Raw genomic sequence first — 18,964 nt, 5'->3', positions numbered from 1 at the left:
CTACAGGAGATAAACCAGCATGAAGAAGTCGCTTCTTGCATTGGCCGCGCTCGGCGCTTTCGCCGGCACCGCACAGGCCCAATCGAGCGTCACGCTGTACGGGGTGGTCGACGCCAACATCGAATACGTCAGCAACATGTCTTCGACCGCGGCCGGCACGGCTGGATTTCCGGGTCGTGGAGAAAACAAGTTCGGGGTGACTTCCGGTGGCCTGTCCGGTTCGCGCTGGGGTCTGCGCGGCGTGGAGGATCTCGGCGGCGGCATGAAGGCGCTGTTCGTGCTCGAAAGCGGCTTCGGCGTCGATGATGGCCGCATGCAGCAGGGCGGCCGCCTGTTCGGTCGTCAGGCGTACGTCGGGATCGAGAGCAACCAGGTCGGCCGCTTCACCTTCGGCCGCCAGTACACCTCGATGTTCGATGCGTTCGCCAACTTCTCGCCGACCGGCTACGCGACGCAGTATGAACCGATCGCCTATCAGCTGGGCACCAACTTCCGTTCGGACAACACCGCCAAGTACACCGGCAAGTTCGGTCCGGTCACGGCCATCGCGCACTGGTCGTTCGGCAACGGCGTGGCCGGCACCGGCGAAGTCCCGGGCCAGTTCCGGCGCGACACCGGCTACGGTGGCGCGGTGGCGTACGCGGCCGGTCCGCTGGGCGTGACCATCGCCTACGACCAGTCGAACCCGACGGTGGCCAACACCGGCGGCGACACCGCGACGTTCCGCAAGGCAGGCGCCGCGGCCAGCTACGCGTTCGGCCCGGCCAAGCTGATGGCCGGCTATCGTTGGGGCCAGAACAAGGCCCCGAACGACGCCACCATCTATCGCGACGACTACTACTGGGCCGGCGCCAACTACCAGGCCACCGCCGCGCTGGGCCTGACGCTGGCGTACTACTACGCCGACGTCAAGAACCTGAACGGCGTCAACGCTCCGAACCCGTGGCAGGTCAGCTTCGTGGCGGACTACAACATCACCAAGCGGACCGACATCTACCTGACCGCGGCCTACACGAAGAACGCCGGCCTGAACTTCGACAGCGCCGTGATCAGCTTCGCCAACGGCTACCCGCTGGGCGCCGGCGAAGACAATATGGTCGGCGTGGGCATCGGCATCCGCCACAAGTTCTAAGAACAACGGCAACACCGCGGGCACGCCCGCTTTCGAAAGGCACCTCCGGGTGCCTTTTTTGTTGGGCTGGCCACGCCGCCATAGGGCTTCACCTCATCGGCAGCGCTGCGCCGGCGCCACTAGAATGCAGCAGTCCCGCCGGCCCGCCGGCAGGCACAAGACGATGCGCCAGCAGGCGCCCGAGGAGACGAACCGATGCAAGCAACCCGCCGCCGCGCGCTGCGCCTGACCCTGGCCGCCACCCTGAGCGGGCTCGCCGCGACGGCATGGCAGATTCCCGCGCACGCCGCCGATCCCGGCAGCTATCCCGCCAAACCGATCCGCATGGTCGTACCCTTCGCCCCCGGCGGCACCACCGACATCCTGGCGCGCGCGGTCGCCGCCGAGCTGTCGAAGCTGCCGGGCTGGAACGTGGTGGTCGACAACCGTCCCGGCGCGGGAGGCAATATCGGCGCGGAGATCGTCTCGAAGGCCGAGCCCGACGGCTATACGCTGCTGATGGGCACGGTCGGCACGCATGGCATCAACCAGTCGCTGTACGGCAAGCTGCCGTACGACCCGATCAAGGACTTCGCGCCGATCACGCTGGTCGCCGCGGTGCCCAACGTGCTGGTGTTGAACCCGGCGTTCGCGCAGCAGAACAAGATCAACAGCGTCAACGACCTGATCGCGTACGCGCGCGCCAATCCCGGCAAGCTGAACATGGCCTCGAGCGGCAACGGCACCTCGATCCACCTGGCCGGCGAACTGTTCAAGACGCAGACCCGGACCTTCATGGTCCACTTCCCGTACAAGGGCAGCGGCCCGGCGCTGACCGATCTGGCCGGCGGCACCATGCAGGTGATGTTCGACAACCTGCCGTCGTCGATGTCGCTGATCAAGGCCGGCAAGCTGAAGGCACTGGCGGTAACGAGCGCCAGGCCGTCGCCGGCGCTGCCCGACCTGCCGACCATCGCGCAGGCCGCGAAGCTGCCCAGCTACGAGGCCAGTTCCTGGTTCGGCCTGCTGGCGCCGGCCGGCACGCCGCCCGCGATCGTGTCGAGGATCCAGCAGGAAGTCGCCAAGGCGCTGGGCACCCCGGCAATGCGCGAAAAGCTGCAGGCCCAGGGCGCCGAGCCCGTCGGCAATACGCCGGAGCAGTTCGCGCAGCATATCCGCGCGGAAACCACCAAGTGGGCCAAGGTGGTCAAGGACTCGGGCGCCAAGGTCGACTGACCGCCTCGCCGCACTCGGGCCGCGCCGGCTGCCTGAGCCAGCCTCGCGGTCGGCCAAACGCATATACTTCAGGCGTCAACCATTTTTCTTCGATGCCCGCCTGCAATGCCGACCTCCGCCGCCGACGCCGCGCCCAACGCGGCGCCAGTCGATCTCGAAACCCGTGCCGATGACGCCAGCCACGAGGCGCTGCGCCTGTGGCTGCGTCTGCTGACCTGCACCAACCTGGTCGAGGCCGATATCCGCGGCCGGCTGCGCGAATCGTTCGGCTGCACGCTGCCGCGCTTCGACCTGATGGCGCAGCTCGAGCGCCATCCCGAGGGCCTGAAGATGGGCGAGCTGTCGCGCCGCATGATGGTGACCGGCGGCAACGTAACCGGCATCACCGATCAGCTGCAGCAGGAAGGGCTGGTTTCGCGCGAGCCGCTCGCCAACGACCGGCGCGCCTATCTGATCCGGCTGACGCCGGCCGGCCGCGCGGCCTTCACGCGCATGGCGCGCGCGCACGAGCAATGGGTCGAGCAGCTGTTCGAAGGGCTCGCCGAGACCGAGCGGCGCGCGCTGTTCAAGCTGCTGGGCCGTCTCAAATCGACTCTGGTGTCCGCATGAAATCCCTGATGCCGCAACCGAGGTTGCAACAGCGGCCGCAAGCGCAAGCGTTGCGTGTCTTGCGCCAGCCGGCGCCCGCGAGGACGGCCGCGGTGGCCGCCATGGCCGCCGCCGTGGCCGTTCTCGCGTGCGCCTGCGCCAGGCCGCCGAGCGCGCCGCCGGCGCCGCAGATCACGCCAGTCAACGCCACCGTCAAGCTGGGCAGGATCGCCGAGAAACGCTTCGTCACGCGCGTCGACGTCGAACAGGCGCGCGGCTATTCCGGCTATGGCGTGGGGGTGGGCGCCGCCAGCGGGGGCGGCTGGAGCGGTGGCGGCGTCGGGGTCGGGCTGGCCTTCGACCTGGGCCGGCTGCTGAATCGCCCGCCGGTGCAGCAAGTCGACATCTTTGCCTACGAGATCAAGCTGAACGACGGCACCGCTGCGACGGTCAACGGCCCGGCGGCGCCAGGGCTCGATGTCGGCAGCTGCGTGCGCGTGGTCTACGCGGACGGACGGCGCGAGCCGGGGCTGGCGCCGTCCAACGAGTGCTGAGCCGGCGCCGTCATCGTCGGCGCCGTGGCGGCGATCAGGCGGCCTTGCGCGAATCGCGCAGCTCGCGGCGCAGGATCTTGCCGACGTTGGTCTTCGGCAGTTCGGTGCGGAACTCGACGTACTTCGGCCGCTTGTAGCCCGTCAGACGGTCCTTGCAGAACGCGATCACGTCCTGCTCGGTCAGCGCCGGATCCTTCCTGACGACGAACAGCTTGACCACCTCGCCCGAATGTTCGTCCGGCACGCCGACCGCCGCGACCTCGAGCACGCCCGGGCACTCCGCGACCACGCCCTCGATCTCGTTCGGGTACACGTTGAAGCCCGATACCAGGATCATGTCCTTCTTGCGGTCAACGATGCGGGTATAGCCGCGCTCGTCGATGATGCCGATATCGCCGGTCTTGAAGAAGCCGTCCGGCGTCATGACCTTGGCGGTCTCGTCCGGCCGGTTCCAGTAGCCGGCCATCACCTGCGGTCCGCGGATGCAGATCTCGCCCGGCTGGCCCAGCGGCACGTCGCGGCCGTCGTCGTCGCGGATGGCGATTTCCGTGGACGGCAGCGGCAGTCCGATGGTGCCCGAGAACGCGTCGCTGTCGGTCGGATTGCAGGTCGCCGATGGCGAGGTCTCGGACAGGCCATAGCCTTCGATGATCGGGCAGCCGGTCTTGGCCAGCCATTTCTTGGCCACCGCCTCCTGCACCGCCATGCCACCGCCGTTGGCCACGCGCAGGCCCGAGAAATCGACCTTGTCGATGTCGGGATGGTTGATCAGCGCGTTGTACAGCGTGTTGACCGCCGGGAACATGTGGAAGCGGTACTTCTGCAGCTCCTTGATGAAGCCCGGGATATCGCGCGGATTCGGAATCAGCACGCTCAGGCCGCCGCTGCGCATGCCCAGCAGCCCGCAGACCGTCAGCGCGAAGATGTGATACAGCGGCAGCGCGGTGATCGTCACCACCTGGTCGATCGGCGCGCCTTTGGCCAGCGCGGGCTGCATCCACGCATGCGACTGCAGCACGTTGGCGACCACGTTCCGGTGCAGCAGCACCGCGCCCTTGGACACGCCGGTGGTGCCGCCGGTGTACTGCAGGAAGGCGATGTCGTCCGGGCCGGTATCGACCGGCTTGCGCTGCAGCCGGCTGCCCTCGGCCAGCGCCGTGGGGAAGCGCACGCAGTTCGGCAGCTCCCATGCGGGCACCATCTTCTTGACGTTGCGCACGACGAAGTTGACCACCGCGCCCTTCAGGCCGCCGAGCATGTCGCCCATGCTGGCCACCACCACGTGCTTGACCGGCGTGGCCGACAGCACCTGCTGCAGCGTGGCGGCGAAGTTCTCCAGGATCACGATCGCTTCGGCGCCGCTGTCCTTGAGCTGGTGCTCGAGCTCGCGCGGCGTGTACAGCGGATTGACGTTGACGACGACCATGCCGGCGCGCAGCACGCCGGCCAGCACCACCGGGTATTGCAGCACGTTCGGCATCATGATCGCGACGCGCGCGCCGGGCTTCAGTCCGCGCGCCTGCAGCCAGGCGGCGAAGTGGCCGGACAGCCGGTCCAGCTCGGCATAGGTGATCGCCTTGTCCATGCAGACGAAGGCGCGCCGGTCCGCGTAGTCCCGAAAGGATTCCTCCAGCAGTTGGGCAAGCGACCGGTACTGGCTGGCGTCGATCTCGGCGGGGACGCCTGCCGGATAGTGTTTCAGCCACTGCTTTTCCATATGCCGTCTCCTGGTTTCTGAATGATCGTTCGATTTTTGCAACGCTAAACGGCGATGCTAAACGGCGGGCCCCCTTAAGACAACACCAGGACGACACGTTAGATGAAGTCCTCTGGACCGCTGCCAGTGTAATGGCGCCCGATCGCGCCGTCGGTGTGCACGCCGGCGCGGGAATACCCTAGGACCCGCCGGACTGCCCGGGGGCGGTACCCGGGCCGGCCGAGGCATGGCCCGCCGCGTCGCCGCCGCCGCCGGCGTCGGCGTTCACCGTCGCCGCGCCGATCGCCGGCTCATTCGGCGCCAGCGCACGCAGCCGCGCCTTGCGCTGCTCGGGCTTGAGCTTGCCGATGCGTTCGGCCTCGGCATAGAAGGCCTTCCAGTCGCCGCCGCATTGCTCCAGCAGCGCGAGGAACGCCGGCACCCATTGCTGATAGGTGGCGACCGCGGCCAGATGGGCGTTGGTCAGCGGCTGCGAGAACCAGCGGTCGTAGCCGCTGTAGCCGCCCCACGATTCCTTCAGCGCCGCATAGCGCTGGCGCAGCGCGGCGAAGATCGCCGCCTTGCCGGCCCGTTTGGCGTCGTCGTCGATGGGGCTGCGGTACAGCGCGTCCAGTTCGGCGCGCGCCTGCAGCAGCATCGCGCGGAACTGCCGGCGGCGCGCATCGTACTGGCGATAGCTGGCGCGCGCGTCGGCCGAGGCCTCGCGCGCCAGCCAGCGTTCGACGCCGGCGATCTCCACCGCCGAGGCAAACGACTCGTTGAAGGTGGTGTCGTTGCGCACGTAGACCACCTGATGCGCGAGCTCGTGGAAGATCATCCGCGCGAGTTCCCCCTCGGGCAGATAGACGAAGGTGTTCAGCAGCGGATCGTCGAAATAGCCCAGCGTCGAATAGGCGGGAACGCCCGCCACATAGGTCTCCAGCCCCTGGCTGCGCAGCCCCGCGGCATAGCGGTGCGCGTCCTCGATCGCGTAGTAGCCGCGGTAGTTGATGCAGCCGACCACCAGGAAGCACCACTTGTGCAGCTCCATCGACAGCTCGGGCGTCGCAAAGACGCTCCACACCACATAGGGACGATGCAGGTTGGCGTAGTGCCGGTAGCTGCCGTTGTCCGGCAGCGCCAGTTCGCGCGAGGCAAAGTCGCGCATGCGTCCGGCCAGCGCGAGCCGGTCGGCCAGCCGCTTGTCGTTGCTGCCGTTGGCGTAGGCGATCGCGTCGGACAGCGGCGTGGCCTGGGCCATCACGCCCAGATGGCCGCTGATCGACTGCGCGTAGTAGCCGACGGCCTCGCAGCCGGCCAGCAGCGCGCCGAGCGCTGGGGCGGCAAGGGCGGCCAGCGCGGCCGCCACGCGGACGCGAGCCGGCCGCCGTGCCATCACGTCACCGCCTGCGCGGCGGCCTCCACCTGCACCAGGCAGTCGTAGAAGACCGGCGCGCGGCCCATGTCGGTCAGGCGCTGGCTGGTCAGCTCGTTGGCGTTCTTGCCGTCCGGCGCCAGCTTCTTCCACCAGATCGACAGCCCGACCACCAGCCCCTGGCGCGCGCGGTCGGTGACGCGGGCACGCGCCTGCATGCTGCCGCGGTCGTTGAAGGCGCGCACCATCATGCCGTCGACGATGCCGCGCGCGGCGGCGTCGTCCGGATGGATGTCCAGATGCGGCTCGCCCTCGGTCGCGCGCAGGCTGTCGACGTTGACGAAGGTGCTGTTCAGGAAGTTGCGCGCCGGCGGCGAGATCATCGCCAGCGGATAGCGCGCCGCCAGCTCCGGCGCGCTGGCGGGCGCCTCGTACGGCGGCACGTAGCCCGGCAGCGGATCGAGGCCGTCCTTGACCATCTCGGCGGCGTAGAACTGGCACTTGCCGGTGGAGCTGGGAAAGCCGCCCTCGGCAAACGGCGCCGCCGGCAGCTTCAGCTTCTGCCAGCCGCTTTCCTTCAGCGTCGGCCAGTCGATGCCGGCCGCGCGTGGATCGTTGCGCGCGATCGCCTGCGCGGCGATGTCCTCGTCGCTGTCGGCGAAGCACGGCTCGGTAAAGCCCATGCGCCGTGCCAGCCGGCGGAAGATCTCGGTATTGGGCAGCGCCTCGCCCAGCGGTGCGATCGCCTGGTTGTTGGCGAGGAAGTAGGTGTGGCCGTAGGCCTTGTGCACGTCGACGTGCTCAAGCTGCGTGGTGGCCGGCAGCAGGATGTCGGCATAGTCGGCGGTATCGGTGCGGAAGTGCTCGAGCACCACGGTGAACAGGTCCTCGCGGGCAAAGCCCGCCGCCACCTTGCTCGATTGCGGCGCGACCGCGACCGGATTGCTGTTGTAGACGACGATCGCCTCGACCGGCGGTGTGCCGGCCGGCAGCCCCTCGCCCAGCAGCGCATCGCCGATCGTCGACATATTGATCGTGCGCGGCAGCTTCGGCCAGCTCGGCAGCAGGTCCGGGCGCTGCAGCGCCGCGTTGTCGATCGGGAAGAAGCCCGACGTCGACAACTGCAGCCCGCCGGCGGCGTGGCGCCATGCGCCCACCAGCGACGGCAGGCAGGCCACCGCGCGCACCGCCTGGCCGCCGCCGTGGGCGCGCTGCATGCCATAGTTCAGGCGGATCGCGACCGGCTGCCGCTCGCGCACGGCCAGCGTGCCGTACAGGCCGGCCAGCCATTCGATGTCCTGCGCATCGATGCCGCAGATCTGCGCGGCGCGCGCCGGGGAATACTGCGCCGCGCGGTCGCGCAGCGCGTCGAAGCCGACCGTGTGCCGGGCGATGTAGTCGTGGTCGAGCAGGTCGTCGCGGATCAGCACGTGCATGATCGCCAGCGCCAGCGCGCCGTCGGTGCCCGGCATCGGCGCGAGATGGCGATGGCACTTCTCGGCCGTCAGCGAGCGGTACGGGTCGATCGCCACCAGCGTCGCGCCGCGGCGCTTGGCCTGCTGCACGCGGGTCCAGAAGTGCAGGTTCGAGGCGATCGGATTGCCGCCCCAGATCACGATCAGCTTCGCGTCCTCGACATGCTCGATGTCCATGCCGACGCTGGCGCCGTAGGTGTAGCGCAGCGCGGTGGCGCCGGCGCTGGCGCAGATGGTGCGATCGAGCAGCGAGGCGCCGAGCTTGTGGAAGAAGCGCGCGGCCATGCTTTCGCCCTGCACCAGCCCCATCGTGCCGGCGTAGCTGTAGGGCACGATGGCCTGCGGATCGCGCGCGGCGATTGCGCCGAGCCGCTGCGCGACGATGTCGAGCGCCTCGTCCCAGCCGATCGGCGCGAACTGTCCGCTTCCCTTCGGGCCGATCCGCTTCATCGGGGTCAGCAGGCGGTCGGGATGATAGGTGCGCTCGGTATAACGCGACACCTTGGTGCACAGCACGCCCTGCGTGCCCGGATGGTCGGGATCGCCGGCCACCTTGACGGCGCGGCCGTCCTCGACGGTGACGAGCAGCGCGCAGCTGTCGGGACAATCGTGCGGGCAGGCGGCGCGGACGATGCGGGTGGACATGGGTTCTCCGGGGGCGATGGTCTTTGTGGCCGATTGTATTCGATCGGATTCCGTCGGATTCGATCGGATTCCATCCAGGGGCGGCCGGCGCAGGCGCCGCCGCCTCCCTGCGTCCCCTGCTCGCCTCCTCCGGCCAGTGGTCCCGTCGTCCGCGTCAGGCGCTCAACGCTGGTCGTTCAGATGACAGGCCGACATCCGTCCCGGCGCGATCTCCTTCAGCGCGGGCGCCTCCTCCCGGCAGCGCGGCATCGCATGCGGGCAGCGCGGATGGAAGTGGCAGCCCGACGGCGGATGCAGCGGCGACGGGATCTCGCCCTGGATCGCCACATAGGTCTTCTTGCCGACCTCCAGCTTGGGCGCCTCGGCCAGCAGCGCCTGCGTGTACGGATGATTCGGCGCGGCGAACACCTGCTCGGTCGGCGCGGATTCGACCACGCGGCCCAGGTACATGATCACCACGCGGTCGCTGATGTGCTTGACTACGCCGAGGTCGTGGCTGATGAACAGGTAGGTGAGGTTCAGCTCCTGGCGCAGCCGCATGAACAGGTTCAGCACCTGCGCCTGGATCGACACGTCCAGCGCCGCCACCGATTCGTCGCAGACCAGGAACTCCGGCCTGACCGCCAGCGCGCGCGCAATGCCGATGCGCGCCCGTTGGCCGCCCGAGAATTGATGCGGAAAGCGCCGCAGCACGGTCGGGTCCATGCCGACCCGCGTCAGCATCTCCTCGACATAGGCCTTCTGGCCCGAGGCCGGCACGATGCCGTGCACCACCGGCGCCTCGCCGACGATATCGAGCACGCGCAGCCGGGGGTTCAGCGAGGCGTACGGATCCTGGAAGATCATCTGGATCGCCAGCTGCTTCTCGCGCTTTTTCTCCGCCGGCAGCTGCTCCAGGTCCTCGCCCTTCCACAGCCGCGTGCCTTCGGTCAGCGTATGCAGGCCGACGGCCATCCGGCCCAGCGTCGACTTGCCGCAGCCGGATTCGCCGACCAGGCCGACGACCTCGCCGGCGCGGATGGCCAGGTCGACATGGTCGACCGCGTGCACCACTTCTTCCTTCGCATGCGCGCCGAACAGATTGGCGATGCGTGCGGCGGCGTCGAGCGACTTGACGAAGCGCTTGGAGACCCCGCGGAGCTCGAGCAGCGGCGTGCCGGCTGCCGACGCCGAGGCCGGCTTCGCTGCCGCGTCGGCGGGCGCGTCGATCACGGACATATCGGTCATGCGGCCTCCTGGGTTTCGAGCACCGGGTGGAAGCAGCGCAGGCGCCGTCCGTCGGGCGCGCTGCTCAGCGGCGGCTCGGTGCGGCAGATCTCGGTGGCGCGCGGGCAGCGCTCGCGGAACGCGCAGCCGCCGGGCAGGTTCAGCAGCGACGGCGTCATGCCGGGGATCTGCCGCAGCGGCGCGCCGCGCGGATTGCGCGACGGCGCCGAGCCGATCAGTCCGTGCGTATAGGGATGTTCGGGACGCTCGAGCACCTGGCGCACGTCGCCAGCCTCGACGATCCTGCCGGCGTACATCACGCAGACGCTGTCGGCCAGCCCCGCGATCACCGACAGGTCGTGCGTGATCCAGATCAGCGCGGTGCCGGACTCGCGGCACAGCTTCTGCATCTCGTAGAGGATCTGGCCCTGGATCGTCACGTCCAGCGCGGTGGTCGGCTCGTCGGCGATGATCAGGTCCGGCTTGTTCAGCAGCGCGATCGCGATCGCGACGCGCTGGCGCATGCCGCCGGAGAACTGGTGCGGATAGGCCTGCAGCCGCTCGTCCGGCGACGGAATGCCGACCCGCGCCAGCGCATTGCGCGCGCGCTCGCGCGCCACCGCCTTGTCGACCTTCTCGTGCGCCAGCACCGCCTCGATCATCTGCGTGTCGATGCGCAGCACCGGGTTCAGCGTCATCATCGGATCCTGGAAGATCATCGCGATGCGGTTGCCGCGCACGTTGCGCATCTGCGCCGGCGTCAGCCTGCGCAGGTCGCGCGTGACGCCGTCGCGGCTGGTCAGCTCGATGCGTCCGCCGACCACCTGCCCCGGCGGGTCGATCAGTCCCATGATCGAATAGCCAGTCATCGACTTGCCCGAGCCGGACTCGCCGACCAGGCCCATGATCTCGCCGCGGCCGATCGAGAAGGAGACGCGATCGACCGCGCGCGCGACGCCGCCGCGCGTGAAGAAATGCGTTTCCAGATCCTCGACCAGCAGGGTTGGTTTGCTGCTCATGCGGTCATTCCCTTGTTGGCGTCGTCTGTCAAAGCGTCTGCAGGCGCGGATTCAGCACGTCGCGCAGCTGGTCGGCGACCAGGTTCATCGCGACGATGGTCACCACCAGCGCGATGCCGGGAAAGAAGCTGATCCAGTACTTGCCGGACAGCATGTATTGCTGTCCGTTCGAGATCAGCGATCCGAGCGACGGCTCGGTGATCGGCACGCCCAGTCCCAGGAAGGACAGCGTTGCCTCCAGCGTGATCGCGGACGCCACCTGCAGCGCGGCGATCACGATCAGCGGTGGCAGGCAGTTCGGCAGCAGGTGGCGGAACATGATGCGCCGCGCCGGCAGCCCCAGGCAGGTGGCCGCCTCGATATATTCCTTGCGCCGCTCGACCAGCGCCGCGCTGCGCGTGGTGCGCGCGTAGTAGGCCCACTGCACCGCCACCAGCGCGATCACAATGTTGCCGATGCCCGGCCGCAGGAAGGCCAGCAGGATCAGCGCCAGCAGGATCGGCGGGAACGACAGCTGCAGATCGGCGACGCGCATGATCAGCGCCTCGACGCGTCCGCCGACGAAGCCCGCGATCAGCCCGAGCGTGGCGCCCAGCACCAGCGCGATCACCGTGCTGACCACGCCGACGCCGATGCTGATGCGCAGGCCGTACATCACGGCCGACAGGATGTCGCGGCCCTGCTCGTCCGAGCCGAGCAGGAACGTCATGCCGTTGCCCGCCACCTCGCCCGGCGCCAGGCGCGCGTCCAGCACGTCCAGCGTGGCCAGGTCGTAGGGGTCCTGCGGCGCCAGCCACGGCGCGAAGATCGCGACCAGCACGATCGCGATCAGCACCGCCAGGCCCGCCACGGCGATCTTGCTGGAGAAGAACTGCCGGGCGAAGCGGCGCCACGGCGTATCGACGGCCGCCGCTGACGGCGTCGGCGTGCCGGTCGGGGTGCCCGGGGGGCCGGCGGGAATATCGGAGGGGGGAACCGGCAGCCCATCCGGCGTGCCCGGTTGCGTAGCAATGGTCATGGGATCAGCCCTTGTTGTCGGCGATGCGCACGCGCGGGTCGAGCACGCTGTAGAGGATGTCGACCGCCAGGTTGATCAGGATGAACAGCGTCACGATCACCATCAGGTAGGCGACGATCACCGGCCGGTCCAGCAGCTGGATCGAATCGATGATCAGCTTGCCCATGCCGGGCCAGGCGAAGATCGTCTCGGTGACGATGGCGAACGCGATGATCGAGCCGAACTGCAGCGCGATCACGGTGACGATCGGAATCAGGATGTTCTTCAGCACGTGCACGCCGACGATCCGCGTGTTCGACAGCCCCTTGGCCCGCGCGAACTTGACGTAGTCCTGCAGCATCGCCTCCTGCGTGCCGGCGCGCGTCAGCCGGATCACCATCGCGATGTTGAGCAGCGACAGCGTGACGGCGGGCAGCACCAGATGGCGAATGCCGTCGACGGTCAGGAAGCTGACCGGGATGCCGAGCACCGGGACGGTCTGCCCGCGCCCGTTCGATGGCAGCCAGCCCAGCTGCACCGCGAACACCATGATCAGCATCAGGCCGACCCAGAAGGTCGGCAGCGAAAAGCCGAGGATCGACACCGTCATGATCGACTTGCCGGCGATGCCGTTGGGCCGCAGGCCGGCCCACAGCCCGAGCGGAATGCCGAGCACGATCGCCAGCAGGATCGCGCAGACCGCCAGCTCCATGGTCGCCGGCATCCGCTCGAAGATCAGCTTCAGCGCCGGCGTGCCGTGCGCGAACGAGATGCCCAGATTGCCCTGCAGCGCATTGGTCAGGAAGATCCAGTACTGCTCCCACAGCGGCTTGTCGAGGCCGAGCGCGGCGATGGTGCGCTTGATGTCCTCCTGATCGGCCTGCGGATTGATCAGGATGTCCACCGGATTGCCGATGGCGAACACACCGAGAAAGACCAGCAGCGACATGACGAAGAGCACGACCACGCTCTGCATCAGGCGCCGGATGATAAAGACCAGCATAGTCGGGACGCTTTTCCTTCGCCGCCGGCACCGCCCTCCGTCATGGCTCGCGCGAGAAGTCGCGCGAAGGCATGCGGCGGGACGCGGCACCGGCTGACGGCTAGCGCCGCCCGATCGTCGCCGGGCGGCTGTTTGGGTGGCGATCGGCGCGTGGCCGGGTCCGAGGGCCCACGGCCCGCGGGGCCCCGGCCGCACGCGGCGGTCCGCTTGGGCCCGGCGGTCCGGTCGAGCGCGCGGCGCCATTGGGCACCGCGCACTGCACGGCTGTCAAGTCGACAGCCTGGCGCCGGCCCTGCCGCGTTATTGCTGCGGCTTGAAGTTGTGCGCGTAGGTCCGTTCGTCGGTCCGCGGCACGTAGGTGATGCCCTTCTGCGTGGCCCAGGTGGTCACCTGTTGATGGATCGGGATGATGCCGCCATCGTTGATCGCGATCGCGGTCGCCTCCTGCAGCAGCTTCGAGCGCTCGCCGTCGTCGACCGTCGACAGCGCCTTCTCCAGTACCGCGTCCATCTTCGGATTGCAGTACTCGCCCCAGTTCGTGGTGCCAAAGCCCTTCTTGGCATCCTCGCACGCCAGCAGCGCGCGCAGCGGCGAGCTGACCTCGCCGGTCTGCGCGCCCCAGCCCAGCAGGCCGAACGACCACTCGTGCTTGATGCCCTTGGACGAGTACGTCGCCATCGGCATGCCTTCGACGCGCGTGGCAATGCCGATCCGCGTCAGGTTCTGCGCGATGGTCTGCGCGATCTTCTCGTCGTTGACGTAGCGGTTGTTCGGCGTATGCAGCGTCACGCCGAAGCCGTTCGGATAGCCGGCGTCGGCCAGCAGCTTCTTGGCGCCCTCGGGGTCGTACTTGACGGTCTTCAGGTTCGGGTTATGGCCGAACAGCGTCGCCGGCACCAGGTTGTTGGTCGGCTCGGACAGCCCCTCCATCAGCCGGTCCTTGATGCCCTGGCGATTGATGGCCATGCTGATGGCGTTGCGCACGCGCGCATCCTTCAGCGGGTTCTTGTCCATCGGCTGGCCGTCCTTGCTGGTGACGTACGGCGACTTGTCGCGCTTGGCATCGAAATACAGGTAGATCACGCGGTGCGAGATCTTCGAGAAGAACGACAGCTTCGGGTTCTTGCGCACCTGCGGAAGATCCGGCGTCGGCACGTTCTCGATCGCCTGCACGTCGCCGGACAGCAGGGCGGCAAGACGCGTGGCGGGGTTCGGAATGAAGCGCAGCGTCACCTTGTCCCACGCCGGCTTCGGGCCCCAGTAGTCGGGGTTGCGCGTCAGTTCGACCCGGTCGTCGCGCGCATAGCTGACGAACTTGAACGGACCGGTGCCGATCATGCCCTTGCCTTGGGCGAAGTCGTCGGAGTTCAGGCCCTGCGTGGCCTTCTTCTGCACGATGAAGATCGAGGTCAGGTCGTTCAGCACCAGCGGATAGGGCTGCGCGGTGATCAGCTGGATCGTGTTCGGATCGATGACCTTCTTGGCGACGATGGCCTTGGTATAGACGTCGAACTTGCCCGGGCTGTTCTGGATCGTCGCGGGTCGATCGAGCGACCACAGGATGTCCTCGGCGGTCAGCGGCGAGCCGTCATGGAACTTGACGCCCTTGCGGATCTTGAACTCCCAGGTGGTCTCGTTGACCAGCTTCCACGACTCGGCCAGGCCCGGAATGATGCGGCTGTCCGCGTCCATCTTGATCAGGCTGTCGAAGATGTGCTCCGACACGTTGATGTTCGAGAACAGGTTGTAGAAGTGCGGGTCCATCGAGGTGGGCGGCGAGCTCATGGCCAGCTTGAAATCGGCTGCCAGTGCCTGACCGCCGGCACCGAAGCTGATGGCTGCGGCGAGCAGGGCGGTTGCAAGTGCCTTCTGGTGGTGGCGTAGCGGCATCGAGCGATTCTCCCGAAAAGTGGGGGCAACTATAACGAGCGGCCTGTGACCGTCGCAAGCTGCGACGCCGCAAATTGGTGCAGGCGTCGTGATACTCGCGGGGCCCGGCTCGCGGACGCGGTACGGCAAGCATTAACTGTTCCAGTAGAGAAGCACCGGCGGCAATGCGGGGAAACCCACCTCCGGGCGCAACGGTGGCGAATGCCGACGGCAAATCGCGCGGTATATTGGGCGGCATATAGGGGAAATCTCCTGGGGGGAAACCTCGCGCCTTGGCCCTTCATGGTGGCCGCTGGTGTTGACCCTCGGTTTCGGCGCCGGTTTTGGCGCATTCCGGCGGGGCGTCGTATGATCCGGTTGTTTCACCCCCTGCGGTTTCCCCATTCCGTATTGCCGACCCGGTGTTTCTCCCCGGGTCATTACCTTCTCGTTTATCACCGCTTACCGCTGCTGCCACGGCCATGACCCTGATCCCCGAAATCCTCCAGGCGCAAGACGAGATCCGTTCGATCCGCCGCGATATTCACGCTCATCCGGAATTGCGATTCGAGGAGCAGCGCACCGCCGACGTGGTTGCGCGCACGCTGACCGACTGGGGCATCGAGGTCCATCGGGGCCTGGGCAAGACCGGCCTGGTCGGCGTGATCCGCAACGGCAGCAGCGCGCGCAGCATCGGACTGCGCGCCGACATGGACGCGCTGCCGCTGCAGGAGGCGAACACCTTCGGCCACCGCTCGCAATACGAGGGCAAGATGCACGCGTGCGGACACGATGGCCATACCGCGATGCTGCTCGGCGCCGCCCGCTACCTCGCGCGGCACCGCAATTTCGACGGCACCGTCCATCTGATCTTCCAGCCGGCCGAGGAAGGCGGCGGCGGTGCGCGCGAGATGATTCGCGACGGCCTGTTCGAGCGCTTCCCGTGCGACGCGGTGTTCGGCATGCACAACTGGCCCGGCATGCCGGCCGGTTCGTTCGGCACCTGCCCCGGCCCGCTGATGGCATCGAGCAACGAGTTCCGCATCGTCGTGCGCGGCAAGGGCGCGCATGCCGCGATGCCGCATAACGGCAACGACCCGGTCTTCACCGCGGCCCAGATCGTGGGGGCGCTGCAGGGCATCATCACCCGCAACAAGCGGCCGATCGACGCGGCGGTGATCTCGGTCACGCAGTTCCACGCCGGCGACGCCACCAATATCGTGCCCAACGAGGCATGGATCGGCGGCACCGTGCGCACCTTCACGCTGCCGGTGCTCGACCTGATCGAACGGCGCATGGAAGAGGTGGCGCGCGCCGTCGCCACGGCCTTCGACTGCACCATCGAATTCAACTTCGACCGCAACTATCCACCGACCGTCAACAGCGCCGCCGAAGCGGCCTTCGCGGTCGAGGTCGCACGGGAGCTGGTCGGCGTCGACAACGTCGAGGCCAACGTCGAACCGACGATGGGCGCCGAGGACTTTTCCTTCATGCTGCTCGAGCGGCCCGGCTGCTATCTGTTCATCGGCAACGGCGAGGGCGGGCACCGCGAGGCGGGCCACGGCATCGGGCCCTGCATGCTGCACAACCCCAGCTACGACTTCAACGACGAGATCCTTCCAGTCGGCTCGACGTTCTTCGTCAAGCTGGTCGAGAAGTGGCTGGCGCCGGCGTGAGCGGCGAGGACATTGCCGGCGTGACTGGCACGGCCGGGCGGGCCGCGCTGCCGGCACTCGATATCGCGACCGCCAGCGCCTTCGCCCAGGTCGCGCTCGAGAACATCCTGCGGCCCTATCCCTACCGCGTCGACCACATGATGATGGGCGCCGGCGACCTGGCCGAGCCACGCACGCTGCATCCGGTCTATTTCGGCAGCTATGACTGGCACTCCAGCGTGCATATGCACTGGCTGCTGGTCCGGCTGCTGGCGCAGCGGCCCGATCTTCCCGAGGCCGGCGCGATCCGCTCGACGCTCGATATCCAGTGGCAGGCGCAGGCGGTCGCGGCCGAACTTGCCTATTTCCAGCGGCCGGGGTGCGCGACCTTCGAACGTCCCTATGGGTGGGCCTGGATCCTGCGGCTGCAGGCGGAGTTGCGCGAATTTCCCGGGGCCGACGAGCAGGTCCAGCGCTGGGCGAAGGCCTGCGAGCCGCTGGCGACCGATCTGGCCGGCCGGCTGACCGACTATCTCGATATCGCCGACTTCCCGATCCGCACCGGCACGCACGCCAACAGCGCCTTCGCGCTGGTGTTGGCGGACGGTTATGCGCGCACCGAGGGCCATCCGGCGCTGCGCCGGGCCATCGCGCGGCGCGCGCATCGCTGGTTCGGCCACGACCAGCGCTACCCGGCCCGCTATGAGCCGGGCGGCGACGAGTTCCTGTCAGGCGGCCTGATGGAGGCGGTGCTGATGCGCAGGGCGCTGGACGACTGCGCGTTCGCCGAATGGTGGGAGATGTTTGCGCCGGCGCCCAGCGATCTGGCGACCTGGCTGACGCCGGTGGTGGTCGCCGATCGCACCGATCCGAAGCTGGTGCACCTCGACGGACTGAACCTGTCGCGCGCCTGGTGCTGGCGCCTGCTGGGGCCGTCGCTGCCGGAACCGTTGCGGACGAAAGCGGCGGCCGCGTGGGCCGATCATCTGGACGCGTCGCTGGCGCAGGCGGTCAGTGGGGACTATGTCGGTACGCACTGGCTGGCTTCGTTCGCGGCGCTGGCCTTGACCGATCCCGTGCTCGCGGCGTGAGCGCCTGTTCTTCGCCGGTTGGTCCTCGCCGATCGAATTTTCGGCGATTGATTTTCGGCGATGGACCGTCGTATCGGTCTGCCCGCCGCTAATCCAGCGCGATGTCGCCATACCAGGCTTCAGCCTGGCTCTTGGTGTTATCGGTGTCCGTCATGATGCCGACCGCGAGCAGGCGGCCCGGCTCCTTGCCGAAGGCGGCGCGATAGTCGGCCCGCAGATCTCGCTCATGGCAGCGCCATTGCCTCGCGTGACGCGTGCCCGAGTCGGCCACGATCATGCGAACCCGCTCGGTATGGGGATTCGGAATGACGGTCCCTTCCGCGCGTTTCGAACCCCAGATGTACATCAACGTCGCGTAAGGCATCTCGCGGCCTGTCATCAGCCGTGCCATCTCGTCCATCAGATGGTCCTTCAGCGACAGCGTCCTCTTGTCGCCATCGAACGCCACGAACACCCGCAGCGGCGCGTCTTCGCGTGGCCCGGCGGCGTTGTCGCCGTCGGCGATGACGTCGCGGGTCTTCCAGGCCCAACGCAGCTTGCCGGGATCGCGCGGCGTCAGCGGGACATAGAGCCCCGACGCCGAGCCCTCGGCGCGGGCATGCAGCACGACACGCTGGTCGACTTCGGCCAGCGCATATTGCGTCGGCGTCTTGCTGCGGTTGACGGTCCAACTGCGCCAGCCGGCCGGCAGCGATTGCTCGGGATCGGACGCGGAAAATAATGGAAGATGCGGCAACGGCGTCGGCTCGCCGCCTTCTTGCTCGCTTCCGTCGGCAACTTTGTGAAACACCCCCGCAGCGCCCGTGCCGGCCGATGCTTGCGTGCGCAGCATTCTGGCGGTGGAAGAAGCGGCGAGCCGCTTATGAAAGCCGCGGCAGTCGGTCGCGGCGATCTTGATCGATGGCTTCGCCGACGGCGCGCGGGCCGCTGAGTCGATCGGTGGTGATGAAGAGGTCGAACATGCCGCCAATGCGGCGGTCAGCACACAAAGTGCGGCTGCAACCGCGGGCCTGCGCAGGTCCATGCCGATGATTCCGGGCCTGTTTGCGGCCATCCCTCTCTCCCGAACTTCCGATCGCCGGGCGCTGGATCGGCCGCGGCTGTGATTGCACGACGCCGGCCTGCCATGCCCTGAAACAGGGCGGGTGCCAACGCCGAGCGACACCATAGCAGAGCCCGATCGGGTGCGGAACCGGTGACTTCACCTTGGCGGCCAATCTGTTGTATTCCGTCTGCGGGCTGGGGCACACAATGTCGTTCTATTTCGGCCTGCCGCAAAGCAAAACGCCCCAGACCTGGTGAGATCTGGGGCGTTTCTGAATGGAGAGCCTGGCGATGACCTACTTTCACACGGGTAGTCCGCACTATCATCGGCGCGAAGTCGTTTCACGGTCCTGTTCGGGATGGGAAGGGGTGGTTCCGACTTGCTATGGTCACCAGGCAT

The 18,964-nt window shown here is 67.9% G+C and carries 15 protein-coding genes and 1 rRNA gene; 6 read left to right on the top strand and 10 right to left on the bottom strand.

All coding sequences use genetic code 11. The annotated features are described in order from the left end of the window. The first annotated feature begins 19 nt into the window (after positions 1–19). The 4 genes from LRR16_RS21370 (at position 20) to LRR16_RS21355 (ending at position 3,489) form a co-directional block, all read left to right on the top strand. On the top strand, positions 20–1,132 hold the full coding sequence (locus LRR16_RS21370) for a porin (protein WP_006577766.1): 1,113 nt from the start codon (positions 20–22) through the stop codon (positions 1,130–1,132). A 195-nt stretch (positions 1,133–1,327) separates the two neighbouring features. Continuing rightward, positions 1,328–2,347 carry a tripartite tricarboxylate transporter substrate binding protein gene (locus LRR16_RS21365; RefSeq protein ID WP_006577767.1) on the top strand — a complete coding sequence of 340 codons (1,020 nt, stop codon included), beginning with the start codon at positions 1,328–1,330 and terminating at the stop codon, positions 2,345–2,347. A gap of 105 nt (positions 2,348–2,452) precedes the next feature. After that, positions 2,453–2,956, top strand: coding sequence for a MarR family winged helix-turn-helix transcriptional regulator (locus LRR16_RS21360; protein WP_006577768.1), 504 nt, complete (start codon positions 2,453–2,455; stop codon positions 2,954–2,956). Between the two features lie 101 nt (positions 2,957–3,057). Then, on the top strand, positions 3,058–3,489 hold the full coding sequence (locus LRR16_RS21355; RefSeq protein ID WP_232207057.1) for a hypothetical protein: 432 nt from the start codon (positions 3,058–3,060) through the stop codon (positions 3,487–3,489). A gap of 34 nt (positions 3,490–3,523) precedes the next feature. Here the strand turns inward: LRR16_RS21355 and LRR16_RS21350 are convergent, their stop codons facing one another. From LRR16_RS21350 to LRR16_RS21315, 8 genes are all read right to left on the bottom strand, one after another. After that, complete coding sequence (locus LRR16_RS21350) at positions 3,524–5,206, bottom strand: long-chain fatty acid--CoA ligase (protein WP_232207056.1); 1,683 nt, start codon at positions 5,204–5,206, stop codon at positions 3,524–3,526. Between the two features lie 178 nt (positions 5,207–5,384). Next, positions 5,385–6,581 carry an aminopeptidase gene (locus tag LRR16_RS21345; protein ID WP_232207055.1) on the bottom strand — a complete coding sequence of 399 codons (1,197 nt, stop codon included), beginning with the start codon at positions 6,579–6,581 and terminating at the stop codon, positions 5,385–5,387. Then, a complete protein-coding gene (locus LRR16_RS21340; RefSeq protein ID WP_232207054.1) occupies positions 6,581–8,680 on the bottom strand; it encodes a molybdopterin-dependent oxidoreductase in 2,100 nt (699 codons plus the stop codon). The genes LRR16_RS21345 and LRR16_RS21340 overlap by 1 nt, the downstream gene beginning before the upstream one ends. Before the next feature lie 162 nt (positions 8,681–8,842). Then, positions 8,843–9,898 (bottom strand): ABC transporter ATP-binding protein, encoded by a 1,056-nt coding sequence (locus tag LRR16_RS21335; RefSeq protein WP_064577272.1) that lies wholly within the window; start codon positions 9,896–9,898, stop codon positions 8,843–8,845. Positions 9,899–9,903: 5 nt separating this feature from the next. Beyond that, on the bottom strand, positions 9,904–10,905 hold the full coding sequence (locus tag LRR16_RS21330) for an ABC transporter ATP-binding protein (RefSeq protein WP_064577267.1): 1,002 nt from the start codon (positions 10,903–10,905) through the stop codon (positions 9,904–9,906). 28 nt (positions 10,906–10,933) lie between these two features. Beyond that, positions 10,934–11,923 carry an ABC transporter permease gene (locus tag LRR16_RS21325; protein ID WP_023264133.1) on the bottom strand — a complete coding sequence of 330 codons (990 nt, stop codon included), beginning with the start codon at positions 11,921–11,923 and terminating at the stop codon, positions 10,934–10,936. Between the two features lie 4 nt (positions 11,924–11,927). After that, a complete protein-coding gene (locus tag LRR16_RS21320) occupies positions 11,928–12,905 on the bottom strand; it encodes an ABC transporter permease (RefSeq protein ID WP_023264134.1) in 978 nt (325 codons plus the stop codon). 300 nt (positions 12,906–13,205) lie between these two features. Then, entirely contained in the window at positions 13,206–14,795 is a 1,590-nt protein-coding gene (locus LRR16_RS21315) for an ABC transporter substrate-binding protein (RefSeq protein ID WP_232207053.1), read from the bottom strand. Between the two features lie 461 nt (positions 14,796–15,256). On the opposite strand from LRR16_RS21315, the gene LRR16_RS21310 reads away from it, so the two are divergent. Beyond that, positions 15,257–16,450, top strand: a complete 1,194-nt coding sequence (locus tag LRR16_RS21310) for a M20 aminoacylase family protein (protein ID WP_232207052.1) — start codon at positions 15,257–15,259, stop codon at positions 16,448–16,450. Positions 16,451–16,470: 20 nt separating this feature from the next. Then, positions 16,471–17,520, top strand: a complete 1,050-nt coding sequence (locus tag LRR16_RS21305) for a DUF2891 domain-containing protein (protein ID WP_232207051.1) — start codon at positions 16,471–16,473, stop codon at positions 17,518–17,520. A gap of 88 nt (positions 17,521–17,608) precedes the next feature. Here LRR16_RS21305 and LRR16_RS21300 read toward each other — a convergent pair whose 3' ends face one another. Both LRR16_RS21300 and rrf read right to left on the bottom strand, forming a co-directional pair. Next, complete coding sequence (locus LRR16_RS21300; RefSeq protein ID WP_232207050.1) at positions 17,609–18,574, bottom strand: DUF3047 domain-containing protein; 966 nt, start codon at positions 18,572–18,574, stop codon at positions 17,609–17,611. A 273-nt stretch (positions 18,575–18,847) separates the two neighbouring features. Then, positions 18,848–18,961 (bottom strand): 5S ribosomal RNA (rrf, locus tag LRR16_RS21295). Positions 18,962–18,964: the final 3 nt, after the last annotated feature.

The organism is Cupriavidus sp. UGS-1 (assembly GCF_021213615.1).
Taxonomy (GTDB): domain Bacteria; phylum Pseudomonadota; class Gammaproteobacteria; order Burkholderiales; family Burkholderiaceae; genus Cupriavidus.
The sequence above is the reverse complement of the archived record's forward strand: the minus strand, read 5'-3'. Positions and strand labels throughout refer to the sequence as shown.

What these genes read in the sequence shown, in the direction of transcription:
- LRR16_RS21370 (WP_006577766.1), top strand. Translation starts at nt 20, where the DNA reads ATGAAGAAGTCGCTTCTTGCATTGGCCGCGCTCGGCGCTTTCGCCGGC.
- LRR16_RS21365 (WP_006577767.1), top strand. Translation starts at nt 1,328, where the DNA reads ATGCAAGCAACCCGCCGCCGCGCGCTGCGCCTGACCCTGGCCGCCACC.
- LRR16_RS21360 (WP_006577768.1), top strand. Translation starts at nt 2,453, where the DNA reads ATGCCGACCTCCGCCGCCGACGCCGCGCCCAACGCGGCGCCAGTCGAT.
- LRR16_RS21355 (WP_232207057.1), top strand. Translation starts at nt 3,058, where the DNA reads ATGGCCGCCGCCGTGGCCGTTCTCGCGTGCGCCTGCGCCAGGCCGCCG.
- LRR16_RS21350 (WP_232207056.1), bottom strand. Translation starts at nt 5,206, where the DNA reads ATGGAAAAGCAGTGGCTGAAACACTATCCGGCAGGCGTCCCCGCCGAG.
- LRR16_RS21345 (WP_232207055.1), bottom strand. Translation starts at nt 6,581, where the DNA reads ATGGCACGGCGGCCGGCTCGCGTCCGCGTGGCGGCCGCGCTGGCCGCC.
- LRR16_RS21340 (WP_232207054.1), bottom strand. Translation starts at nt 8,680, where the DNA reads ATGTCCACCCGCATCGTCCGCGCCGCCTGCCCGCACGATTGTCCCGAC.
- LRR16_RS21335 (WP_064577272.1), bottom strand. Translation starts at nt 9,898, where the DNA reads ATGTCCGTGATCGACGCGCCCGCCGACGCGGCAGCGAAGCCGGCCTCG.
- LRR16_RS21330 (WP_064577267.1), bottom strand. Translation starts at nt 10,905, where the DNA reads ATGAGCAGCAAACCAACCCTGCTGGTCGAGGATCTGGAAACGCATTTC.
- LRR16_RS21325 (WP_023264133.1), bottom strand. Translation starts at nt 11,923, where the DNA reads ATGACCATTGCTACGCAACCGGGCACGCCGGATGGGCTGCCGGTTCCC.
- LRR16_RS21320 (WP_023264134.1), bottom strand. Translation starts at nt 12,905, where the DNA reads ATGCTGGTCTTTATCATCCGGCGCCTGATGCAGAGCGTGGTCGTGCTC.
- LRR16_RS21315 (WP_232207053.1), bottom strand. Translation starts at nt 14,795, where the DNA reads ATGCCGCTACGCCACCACCAGAAGGCACTTGCAACCGCCCTGCTCGCC.
- LRR16_RS21310 (WP_232207052.1), top strand. Translation starts at nt 15,257, where the DNA reads ATGACCCTGATCCCCGAAATCCTCCAGGCGCAAGACGAGATCCGTTCG.
- LRR16_RS21300 (WP_232207050.1), bottom strand. Translation starts at nt 18,574, where the DNA reads ATGGCCGCAAACAGGCCCGGAATCATCGGCATGGACCTGCGCAGGCCC.